The organism is Pseudomonas sp. 05L36 (assembly GCF_056398125.1).
Window position 1 is genome coordinate 269444 of the sequence record NZ_JBFTOU010000006.1, and the last position, 10889, is coordinate 280332.

Genomic DNA, 10889 nt, shown 5'->3' on the forward strand with positions numbered 1-10889 from the left:
TGGCCTATCGGCGCCGCGCCAGCACCTGCCACAGCGCATTTGGTCATACCAGACAGACGACCTGCGCACTTCGCATTCGACAAAAGTTTTAGGGCGGCAAATTGACACACCGCCTACAAGGCTTTTACCCTAGCCAACAGCGATTGTAAATTGGTCTTACCAATTAACCAAGAACGCTGATCAGTGCCTGACCAACAACAATTAGGGGCCACCCCATATGCAAACCTGGCAACAGCTCTATACCCCGCTCGGCAGCCTCGGCCTGTCCGCACTCGCAGCCGTTATCCCCATCGTGTTTTTCTTCCTGGCTTTGGCCGTGTTCCGCCTCAAAGGGCATGTGGCCGGTAGCATCACCCTGGCGTTGTCGATTCTGGTGGCGATCTTTGCTTTCCAGATGCCGGTCGATATGGCGTTCGCCGCCGCCGGGTATGGCTTCGCTTATGGCCTGTGGCCGATTGCCTGGATCATTGTGGCAGCGGTGTTCCTCTACAAACTGACGGTCAAGAGTGGCCAGTTTGAAGTCATCCGCAGTTCGGTCCTGTCGATCACCGATGACCAGCGCCTGCAGGTCCTGCTGATCGGCTTCTGCTTCGGTGCCTTCCTCGAAGGTGCGGCCGGTTTCGGCGCACCGGTGGCGATTACCGCCGCCCTGCTGGTAGGACTGGGCTTCAACCCGTTGTACGCAGCCGGTTTGTGCCTGATTGCCAATACTGCGCCGGTAGCCTTCGGTGCCTTGGGCATTCCGATCATCGTTGCCGGGCAAGTGACCGGCATCGACGCCTTCAAGATCGGCGCCATGACCGGCCGCCAATTGCCGCTGCTGTCGCTGTTCGTGCCGTTCTGGCTGGTGTTCATGATGGACGGCCTGCGCGGCGTGCGGGAAACCTGGCCGGCAGCCCTGGTGGCCGGCTTGAGCTTTGCCGTCACCCAGTACTTCACCTCGAACTTCATCGGCCCGGAACTGCCGGACATCACCTCGGCCCTGGTCAGCCTGATTGCCCTGACCCTGTTCCTGAAAGTCTGGCAACCAAAACGCGCCGCCGGCCAACACATCGTCGGCGCCGTCTCGGCCTCCGTGGTGAGCGCCAGCGTCGGTGGTTTCGGCCAGAAACGCACAACCGTGGCTTCGCCTTACAGCTTTGGGGAAATCTTCAGGGCCTGGTCTCCGTTTCTGATTCTCACCGTACTGGTCACGATCTGGACCCTGAAGCCGTTCAAGGCCATGTTCGCCGCCGGCGGTTCGATGTACAGCTTCGTATTCAACTTCGCCATCCCGCACCTGGACCAGATGGTGATCAAGGTCGCACCGATCGTGGCCGCGCCAACCGCCCTTCCGGCAGTGTTCAAACTGGACCCGATTTCCGCCACCGGCACGGCGATTTTCTTCTCGGCGCTGATCTCGATGCTGGTCCTGAAGGTCAATTTCAAAACTGGTCTGACCACTTTGAAAGAGACCTTCTACGAACTGCGCTGGCCGATCCTGTCCATCGGCATGGTGCTGGCGTTTGCCTTCGTGACCAACTACTCGGGCATGTCCTCGACCATGGCTCTGGTACTGGCGGCGACGGGTGCAGCCTTTCCGTTCTTCTCGCCGTTCCTCGGCTGGCTGGGCGTGTTCCTCACCGGTTCCGATACCTCGTCCAACGCCCTGTTCAGTTCGCTGCAAGCGACCACCGCGCACCAGATCGGTGTCAACGACACCTTGCTGGTGGCGGCGAACACCAGTGGCGGTGTGACCGGCAAGATGATCTCGCCACAATCGATCGCCGTGGCCTGTGCCGCGACCGGCCTGGTGGGCAAGGAATCGGATCTGTTCCGCTTCACCCTCAAGCACAGCCTATTCTTTGCAACGATTGTCGGCTTGATCACATTGGCCCAGGCCTACTGGTTCACCGGCATGCTGGTGCACTAAGGGCTACAGGCAACACGATAAAAACCGACGCCGGGCCACGCCCCCGGCGTCCGCTATTCACACCCCGGTCTGTAAGGCTGCTGAAAGCTTCCGGTTTTATATTCAGCAGCCTCAACAGACGAATAACCGGGACCACCCGGAGACCGCCTGATGAGCGAGCTTTTTTACAACGCCGTGCCGAATGCGACCCGTGTCGCCCCGCCACTGCCCGAGCCTCGGCAGTACCCCAGCGAGAAACCGTCACGGGTCTACCTGTTCGGGACCTGCGTGGTCGATTTGTTCTACCCCGAAGCCGGGATGGACGCGATCCACCTGCTTGAACGCGAAGGCATTCGTGTCGAATACCCGCAAGGGCAAAGCTGCTGCGGCCAACCGGCCTACACCTCCGGTTACACCGAACAGGCACGGACCGTGGCGCGCTCGCAACTGGCGCTGTTTGCCGGCGACTATCCGGTGGTGGTGCCGTCAGGTTCTTGCGCGGGCATGCTGCGCGAACATTACGCCGACTTGTTCAAGGACGAGCCGGACACGTTGAAACAGGTTCAGGCCCTGGCGGCCAGAACCTACGAACTGGCCGAGTTTCTGTTATTTGTCTGCAAGGTGCAGCTCAAGGACAGCGGCGAACCGGTAAAAGTGGCGCTGCACACCTCGTGCTCGGCACGCCGTGAAATGAACACCCACCTGCACGGCCGCGAATTATTGGCGCAGTTGAGCAACGTGGAACGGGTCAACCACGACCACGAAAGCGAATGCTGTGGCTTCGGCGGGACATTCAGCGTCCGTATGCCAGACATTTCCGGCGCGATGGTGGCTGACAAGACCCGGGCGTTAAAGGAATCCGGCGCGCACAAGATATTGAGTGCCGACTGCGGCTGCTTGATGAACATCAACGGCTCGCTGGAAAAACAGCAGGAAGCGTTGCGCGGTCAGCATCTGGCCAGTTTCCTCTGGCAGCGTACCGGAGGTGCCCGATGAGCACTTCCGCGATTATTCCTACGGTTGCCGTAGAAGAAGATTTTCGCACCCGCGCCCACAAGGCGTTGGGTGACGCGCAATTGCGAGGCAACTTTCGCAAGGCGATGGATTCATTGATGAGCAAACGGGCAGCGGCGTTCAGCGATGCCCATGAAAGAGAACACTTGCGCGCACTGGGCAATGCCGTCCGTGCCCGCGCGCTCTCCAAGTTGCCCGAGCTGCTCGAGCAACTGGAACAGAACCTGACCCGCAACGGTGTGACAGTGCACTGGGCGGAAACGGTGGACGAGGCCAATGGCATCGTCCTCTCGATCATCCGCGCTCACGAGGGGCGGCAAGTGATCAAGGGCAAATCGATGGTCAGCGAAGAGATGGAGATGAACCATTTCCTCGCTGAACAGGGCATTGAATGCCTGGAATCGGACATGGGCGAGTACATCGTCCAGCTCGACCACGAGAAGCCTTCACACATAATCATGCCGGCGATCCACAAGAATGCCGGTCAGGTCGCGTCCTTGTTCCACGACAAACTTGGGGTGGAATACACCAAGGACGTTGACCAACTCATTCAGATCGGTCGCAAGGTCTTGCGGCAGAAATTCTTCGAAGCGGACATCGGTGTCTCCGGTGTCAACTTCGCCGTAGCCGAAACCGGCACCCTGCTGCTGGTAGAAAACGAAGGCAACGGCCGCATGACCACCACGGTGCCGCCCGTGCATATCGCCGTCACCGGCATCGAAAAAGTCGTCGAGAACCTGCGCGATGTGGTGCCGTTGCTGTCATTGCTGACCCGCTCGGCCCTGGGCATTCCGATCACCACTTACGTCAACATGATCTCCGGCCCGCGCAAGGAACATGAACTCGACGGCCCGCAGGAAGTGCACCTGGTACTGCTAGACAACGGCCGTAGCCAGGCCTTTGCCGACAGCGAACTGCGCCAGACCCTGAACTGCATTCGCTGTGGCGCCTGTATGAATCATTGCCCGGTCTACACCCGAATCGGTGGTCACGCCTATGGGGAGGTTTACCCCGGGCCTATCGGAAAAATCATCACCCCGCACATGGTTGGCCTGGCGAAAGTGCCGGATCACCCGAGCGCCTCGTCGCTGTGCGGCGCCTGCGGTGAAGTCTGCCCGGTGAAAATTCCGATCCCTGCTCTGTTGCGTCGCCTGCGGGAAGAAAACGTCAAGGCCCCCGACAGCCCCCATCAAGTGATGCGCGGTCAGGGCAGCAAGTATTCGCGCAAGGAGCGGTTCATCTGGAATGCCTGGGCGAAGCTCAACAGCTCGCCGACGCTGTATCGCCTGTTCGGATTCTTCGCCACCCGTTTGCGCGCCCTCACGCCGAGCAATGTCGGTCCGTGGACGCAAAACCACAGCGCACCCAAACCCGCCGCCCGCTCACTGCATGACATGGCCCGCGAGCATTTGGCCAAACAGGGAGACCGTTGATGAGCGCCAAGCAAAATATCCTCGCCAAACTGCGTAAAAGTCTGACAGGCACCACGCCAGTGGCCGATAACTTCGATATCGATCTGGTGACCCAGCCTTACACCTACGCGCCTGAGCAACGCATTGCGCAACTGCGCAAACTGATGGAAGCGGTGCACACGGAAATTCATCTGACGTCCGGCCAAGAATGGCCGACGCTACTCGCGCAATTGCTGCGCGAGCGCCAATTGCCGAGTCTGCTGATCGCACCGACAACGCCCCACGGTCAACGGATCACACAGCACTGGGCGAACAATCCCGATTTACCGAAGCTCAAGGCCTACGACCGCCCGGTTGAAGAATGGAAGGCCGAACTGTTCAACGACACCCCGGCGAGCCTGACCGCCAGCCTCGGCGCCATCGCGGCGACCGGTAGCCTGATTCTCTGGCCGACGCGGGAAGAACCGCGCCTGATGAGCCTCGCACCACCGGTGCATTTCGCCCTGCTCAAGGCCAGTGAAATCCGCGACAACTTCTATCAGGTGCAGCAGGAGTTCGAATGGGCCCAGGGCATGCCGACCAATGCGTTGCTGGTGTCCGGCCCGTCGAAGACTGCCGATATCGAGCAAGTGCTGGCGTACGGCGCCCACGGTCCGAAAGACCTGGTGGTATTGATCCTGGAGGACCAATGAGTCTACCGGCTGCTTTCCTGCGTGATGCACAGCAACTGATTCCACAAGAGCGACGCTTCGACGACCCGCTGTCGACCCTGGCCTTCGGCACCGATGCCAGTTTCTATCGGTTGATTCCGCAACTGGTAATCCGCGTCGAGTCCGAAGACGAAGTGGTGGCGCTACTGAAACTGGCGCAGCGCGATCACGTCCCGGTAACTTTCCGCGCCGCTGGCACCAGCCTCTCTGGTCAGGCCATCAGCGATTCGGTTTTGATCGTGCTTGGGGATAACTGGAACGCGCGTGAGATTCGCGGGCAAGGCACACAGATTCGTCTGCAACCGGGCGTGATTGGTGCCCAGGCCAACGCCTGGCTGGCACCGTTCGGACGCAAGATCGGCCCGGACCCGGCCTCGATCAACGCCTGCAAGATCGGCGGTATCGTCGCCAACAATGCCAGCGGCATGTGCTGCGGCACGGCGCAAAACACCTATCACACCCTGGCCGGCATTCGTCTGGTGCTGGCTGACGGCAGTCGTCTCGACACTGAAGATGCCACCAGCGTCGCAGCGTTTCGCCAAAGCCACGCCGCTCTGTTGGAGCGTTTGACAACCCTGGGACGCGAGACCCGCGCCAACGCCGAACTGGCTGCGAGAATTCGCCACAAATACCGTCTGAAAAATACCACCGGCCTGTCGCTCAATGCCTTGGTGGATTTCGACGAGCCTGTGGATATCTTGAGCCACTTGCTGGTGGGCTCCGAGGGCACGCTAGGGTTCATCAGCGCGGTGACCTACGACACGGTGATCGACCATCCGAACAAGGCCTCGGCCCTGATTGTGTTCCCGGATGTCGAGACCTGCTGCAACGCGGTCACCGTACTGAAAAGCCAACCGGTGTCGGCCGTGGAACTGCTGGACCGGCGCAGCCTGCGTTCAGTGCAGGACAAACCCGGCATGCCGCCTTTCGTACAACAGCTGTCGAACAATGCCTGCGCCTTGCTGATCGAATCCCGCGCTGCATCGTCCACCTTGCTGCACGAACAACTGGCGCAGATCATGGCGTCGCTGAAAACGTTCCCCGTGGAAAAGCAGGTCGATTTCACTGAGGATCCACAGGAAAACGCCCGTCTCTGGGCCATCCGCAAAGACACCTTCCCTGCCGTCGGCGCAGTGCGCAAGACCGGCACCACGGTGATCATCGAAGACGTCACCTTCCCGGTCGAACAACTGGCCAGCGGCGTTAACCGCCTGATCGAACTGTTCGACAAACATCACTACGACGAAGCGATCCTTTTCGGACACGCTCTGGAAGGCAATCTGCACTTTGTCTTCACCCAGGGCTTCAACAGCCTGGAAGAAGTCGCACGCTATCAGGCGTTCATGGACGACGTGGCGCAACTGGTGGCGGTGGAGTTTGGCGGTTCGCTGAAAGCCGAACACGGCACCGGGCGCAACATGGCGCCGTTCGTCGAACTGGAATGGGGCAGCGATGCCTACCAATTGATGTGGCAGCTCAAGCGTCTGCTGGATCCCAACGGCATTCTCAACCCGGACGTGGTACTCAGCGAAGATCCGCAGATCCACCTCAAGCACCTCAAGCCCTTGCCGGCCGCCGACGAGATTGTGGATAAGTGCATCGAATGCGGCTTTTGCGAACCGGTCTGCCCGTCGAAAGGCCTGACCCTGAGCCCACGCCAACGCATCGTGATCTGGCGTGACATTCAGGCGAGAAAACGCGCCGGCATCGACACCACCGAACTCGAAGCCGCGTACGAATACCAGGGCATCGATACCTGTGCCGCCACCGGCCTGTGCGCGCAACGTTGCCCTGTAGGCATCAATACCGGCGAACTGGTGAAAAAGCTGCGTAGCCGGAAGGCGACGCATACGATAACCGCCAACTGGCTTGAAGGAAATTTCGCCACGGCACTGCAAGGTGCGCGCTTCACCCTGCACGTGGCCAATGGTGCGCGGATGTTGCTGGGGGCGCCAAGACTGACAAAACTTTCCGCTGCCGTCAGCAAGCTGTCCAAGGGGCAGGTCCCGCTGTGGACCAATGCCATGCCTCAGCCTGAACGGCCGATCCGCTTCAGCCCGGCGATCAACGATGAGCGTCCGCGTGTGGTGTACCTCGCCGCCTGCGTATCAAGGGCTATGGGGCCGGCGGCGGGCGACACGGAACAAATGTCGCTGCACGACAAGACCCGAGGCCTGCTGGAAAAGGCCGGTTATCAGGTGGTTTTCCCGGACAACCTCGACAACCTGTGCTGCGGTCAGCCGTTCGCGTCCAAAGGCTACGCCGAGCAAGCCGAACACAAACGCCAGGAGCTGATTGGCGCGTTGCTGCACGCCAGCCGCGGCGGGCTCGACCCGATCTACTGCGACACCAGCCCCTGCACCTTGCGTCTGGTTCAGGACATGAGCGAAAACCGTCTGGACCTGTACGACCCGGTGCGCTTCATTCGCACGCACTTGATGGATCGCCTCGACTTCACACCGCAGGATGCGCCGATTGCGGTGCACGTCACTTGCAGCACTCAGCACCTTGGCGAAAGTCAGGCGCTGATCGATCTGGCGCGCAAATGCAGCAAAAACGTGGTCATTCCCGAAGGCATTCACTGCTGCGGCTTCGCCGGCGACAAGGGTTTCACCACGCCGGAGTTGAACGCCCATTCCCTGCGCACGCTCAAGGACGCGGTGCAACAATGCAGCGAGGGGATATCGACCAGCCGCACCTGTGAGATCGGTCTGACGCAACATGGCGGCATTGACTACCACGGACTAGTCTATCTGGTGGACCGCGTTACCCAGGCTAGGGTGCCCTGATAGCAGGATCTACAGGAAGGTGCATAGACGTGCATTCCTTAACGCTACTTGCCGGAATCGACAGCTCTACAGTAGAAAAGCAGAACCCTGACGTGCCGCCGCAGTCCACTGATCAAGTCCCGCTAATGCGGGACTTCCTAAAACTCGGTAGACCGTTTTGATGGCCAGCAATGACTGGTCCTTCAGTCCAAGGAGATACACATGAATCGTTCTGTGCTGTTAGGTTTGTTCGTTGTTGCTTCCATGATGGCTTCCACTTCGTTTGCGGCCGAAAAAGACCAGTGCGCGGTCAACCTGCAAACCATCGAAAACGGCAAGGCACAGATTCCCGGGGAAATGCTTGACCAGGTGGAGGCCTCCGTCAAGAAAGCCAAAGCCGACCAGGCAAAAGGCACCAAGGCAGGTATTGATGATTGCATCGCCGAGACCAACCAAACCATCATGGACGTCACGAACGCGCACAAAGGCGCGAAGTAACTCAGTTCAAGGCCAACCTTCGGGTGGGCCTTGTTGGTGTACATCAACAACGGAGTACTGGCAGCCGGGAGTTCAAAGCCCGGCTGCGTCCGATACGAAGCAAACCAAAACCCGCCAGTTGCGGGTTTTGTTGCATCTGGGGTCTGGAAATGTGTAACCGTCCGCATCGCTGGAAAAAGCTCGACACGTTTTCTGAAAAACCGAATTCTTGCGTTGAATCGTAGTCTTTGAGGTAAGCCCCATCAGATCGTGGCTGATTTTTCGGGCTCGGCTTGGCCGTCCACTCATACGGCAGCACCGAGACCATCAGCTCAAGGAGATACCCATGAAACGCACCACACTCGCTGGCCTGTTCATTGCTGCTGCAATGCTGGCCTCTCCTGTATTTGCTGCGGACAACAACCTTTGTACGAGCAAGTTGCAAGAGCTCAAAGGCAAAGTGAATGCGCTGCCGGCGAACGCCACAAACACCTCAATGGAGATCAAAAGACTGATGTCCAGCGCCGAAGCCTCACAAGCCTCCGGAGACGACAGAAAATGCGTCACCGAGGCCACCCAGGCATTGGCACTCGCTGACAGTCAGGGCAACCAACCAAACCCATGATCTGTGGTGGTCAACCTTCGGGTTGGCCTTCCGGGTCGCGTTGGCGTACACTGTACAGGCTTGCTGCTCACTTGATTCACAGAGCATCAGGCTCGGGGCCGTTTAGGATTCGACGCCGGTTGCGAAACTTTAGGTGCATGCCGAGTTGGTAACAGAACTCGTAAATCCACTGTTGCAACTACTTATAGTTGCCAATGACGAAAACTACGGCCAGGAATTCGCTCTCGCTGCGTAAGCAGCCTTAGCCCTGAGCTTCTGGTACCTTCGGGTCCAGCAATCACCAGGGGATGTCTGTAAACCCAAAGTGATTGTCATATAGAACAGAATCGCCGTGCAGTACGTTGTGGACGAAGCGGCTAAAACTTACACAACTCGCCCAAAGCACCCTGCCCGTCGGGTCGCTGAGGGTTAACTTAATAGACACGGCTACGCATGTAGTACCGACAGCGGAGTACTGGCGGACGGGGGTTCAAATCCCCCCGGCTCCACCAATCGAAGCTAACAAGGCCCGCCCAGTGCGGGCTTTGTTGCATCTGGGGTTTCTCATGCCCCACACCGCCCCCTGTGTCGCTGCCATCCTGCCCGGAAAAGCCCATGCGCCAAGCCCTCCTGATCATCGACGTACAACCCGGCTTCGCCCCGCCGCAGTGGCTGATCGACGGTATTCACGCGCTCATCGGCACCTTACCCAGTGTCGCCACGGTCGAGCGCCATGACGAATCCATAACCCCCTTCGAAAAACAGCTCGGCTGGCACCCCGCGCCGGACGATGACAGCCTGATCCCGGCCGACCGCACCTTTATCAAGCACGGCTACGCGCCCACACCGGAAACCATCGACTACCTGAAAAGCCTCAACGTCGAACGCGTGCTGGTGTGCGGCCTGCAGACCGAAACCTGCTGCCTGGCGGCGGGGTTTGCGCTGTTTGATGCGGGTTTGCGGCCGACGTTGATCACGGATTTGACGGTGGGGTCTTCGCTGGACCGGACGGGTAGGTTGGGGGTCAGGCTTTGGGAGCATCATTTCAAGCACACGGTGAGTTCCAAGCAACTTTGATCTGCAATTAGCACCACATCATTGAGCCAATCAACCGATGTTAAGCAAGGCAAAAACTCACTTCCAGGAAATTTCCCTCAAGCCGTGTCCCCCTCATGGACTTGAGCTTGATATGCGGCCATGTACGCTGACTTTTCAATCGAATTCACCGCCTCAGCTGTTTCACCTTTGATGCGCTTCTGCTGATCTAGCACATAGACAATTCGGGACGTCTTTACAAAGCTGGGGTCGATGAAATTGACTACCATATCCCTGAGCAATACACGCGGGCTGATTTAATGGCCAGGCTCGGGTTAGGATCAGGAGTACATCAATGATTTCGTTCAAGCCAGGCCTGTCCCACGGCGCCAAAAGCTCCTTTGCTGACTTTATTCGCAACGCCAAGTCGAAACAGAAAAAGCGTGTCTATAGCGAAGTGTTGACCGAAGCTACGAAGCAGCAAAATCTTGTGATGATGGAAGTCGAAGCGAAACGAAGCTAACTGACCGCGCCAAGATGAAGCCCGACAAATTTTCGGGCTTTTTCGTTGTGCTCTTTGAATATTAAATGGTGTGCTTCGCACTCGATTGGCACGTAGTCACCGTCCTAGGACATTTCCCGCAAAACGCATCGCCTTTCATGAACTGGCGGGGGCTGCTTCTCGACGATAGCCTTCAGGGGTCGCTGTAAACCGGCGATCGGCTTTGACAGGCTGAAAAGTGTACTCTTCACACCTCCCAGATCAGGCAGCATGCATTCGCGCATGTAGTCACGATTATGGCGGCTGTGCGCGGGGCACCTTCGGGTGCACCGGGTTCGTGCGCCCAGCATGGGCGCAATCTTGTGGGTGCAAGTCCCACCGTAAGTTGACCACAGCAAACGAAGTGAAGCGCAACTGCATGAGGGTGACCGAGTGTGGGGAGGAAGCGTGGAGCGAAGCCGCGAGCTGATGTACAA

General features: G+C 58.7%; 9 protein-coding genes and 1 other RNA gene. All 10 read left to right on the top strand.

The features are described 5' to 3' along the window. The first annotated feature begins 217 nt into the window (after positions 1-217). The 10 genes from AC1DKH_RS09665 (at position 218) to AC1DKH_RS09710 (ending at position 10434) form a co-directional block, all read left to right on the top strand. Positions 218-1912, top strand: a complete 1695-nt coding sequence (locus tag AC1DKH_RS09665; protein ID WP_477798041.1) for a lactate permease LctP family transporter — start codon at positions 218-220, stop codon at positions 1910-1912. Between the two features lie 150 nt (positions 1913-2062). Continuing rightward, on the top strand, positions 2063-2887 hold the full coding sequence (locus tag AC1DKH_RS09670; RefSeq protein WP_477763175.1) for a (Fe-S)-binding protein: 825 nt from the start codon (positions 2063-2065) through the stop codon (positions 2885-2887). Continuing rightward, positions 2884-4338, top strand: a complete 1455-nt coding sequence (locus AC1DKH_RS09675; protein ID WP_477763174.1) for a LutB/LldF family L-lactate oxidation iron-sulfur protein — start codon at positions 2884-2886, stop codon at positions 4336-4338. The genes AC1DKH_RS09670 and AC1DKH_RS09675 overlap by 4 nt, the downstream gene beginning before the upstream one ends. Next, positions 4338-5009 carry a LutC/YkgG family protein gene (locus tag AC1DKH_RS09680; protein ID WP_477755800.1) on the top strand — a complete coding sequence of 224 codons (672 nt, stop codon included), beginning with the start codon at positions 4338-4340 and terminating at the stop codon, positions 5007-5009. The genes AC1DKH_RS09675 and AC1DKH_RS09680 overlap by 1 nt, the downstream gene beginning before the upstream one ends. Further along, positions 5006-7816: an FAD-binding and (Fe-S)-binding domain-containing protein gene (locus tag AC1DKH_RS09685; protein WP_477798042.1), complete on the top strand. Its 2811-nt coding sequence runs from the start codon at positions 5006-5008 to the stop codon at positions 7814-7816. Before AC1DKH_RS09680 ends, AC1DKH_RS09685 begins: the two co-directional genes overlap by 4 nt. 201 nt (positions 7817-8017) lie before the next feature. Then, positions 8018-8293, top strand: a complete 276-nt coding sequence (locus tag AC1DKH_RS09690) for a hypothetical protein (RefSeq protein ID WP_477756288.1) — start codon at positions 8018-8020, stop codon at positions 8291-8293. Between the two features lie 325 nt (positions 8294-8618). Beyond that, complete coding sequence (locus AC1DKH_RS09695; protein ID WP_477798043.1) at positions 8619-8897, top strand: hypothetical protein; 279 nt, start codon at positions 8619-8621, stop codon at positions 8895-8897. Positions 8898-8991: 94 nt separating this feature from the next. Then, positions 8992-9388, top strand: a transfer-messenger RNA (tmRNA) gene (gene ssrA / locus AC1DKH_RS09700). Positions 9389-9491: 103 nt separating this feature from the next. Further along, complete coding sequence (locus AC1DKH_RS09705) at positions 9492-9953, top strand: cysteine hydrolase family protein (RefSeq protein WP_477798044.1); 462 nt, start codon at positions 9492-9494, stop codon at positions 9951-9953. Positions 9954-10266: 313 nt separating this feature from the next. Further along, positions 10267-10434 carry a hypothetical protein gene (locus AC1DKH_RS09710; protein ID WP_477798045.1) on the top strand — a complete coding sequence of 56 codons (168 nt, stop codon included), beginning with the start codon at positions 10267-10269 and terminating at the stop codon, positions 10432-10434. Positions 10435-10889: the final 455 nt, after the last annotated feature.

Bases quoted from the DNA above. Each gene is read 5' to 3' on its own strand.
- AC1DKH_RS09680 (WP_477755800.1), top strand. From the start codon at position 4,338: ATGAGCGCCAAGCAAAATATCCTCGCCAAACTGCGTAAAAGTCTGACA.
- AC1DKH_RS09690 (WP_477756288.1), top strand. From the start codon at position 8,018: ATGAATCGTTCTGTGCTGTTAGGTTTGTTCGTTGTTGCTTCCATGATG.
- AC1DKH_RS09670 (WP_477763175.1), top strand. From the start codon at position 2,063: ATGAGCGAGCTTTTTTACAACGCCGTGCCGAATGCGACCCGTGTCGCC.
- AC1DKH_RS09675 (WP_477763174.1), top strand. From the start codon at position 2,884: ATGAGCACTTCCGCGATTATTCCTACGGTTGCCGTAGAAGAAGATTTT.
- AC1DKH_RS09695 (WP_477798043.1), top strand. From the start codon at position 8,619: ATGAAACGCACCACACTCGCTGGCCTGTTCATTGCTGCTGCAATGCTG.
- AC1DKH_RS09710 (WP_477798045.1), top strand. From the start codon at position 10,267: ATGATTTCGTTCAAGCCAGGCCTGTCCCACGGCGCCAAAAGCTCCTTT.
- AC1DKH_RS09705 (WP_477798044.1), top strand. From the start codon at position 9,492: ATGCGCCAAGCCCTCCTGATCATCGACGTACAACCCGGCTTCGCCCCG.
- AC1DKH_RS09665 (WP_477798041.1), top strand. From the start codon at position 218: ATGCAAACCTGGCAACAGCTCTATACCCCGCTCGGCAGCCTCGGCCTG.
- AC1DKH_RS09685 (WP_477798042.1), top strand. From the start codon at position 5,006: ATGAGTCTACCGGCTGCTTTCCTGCGTGATGCACAGCAACTGATTCCA.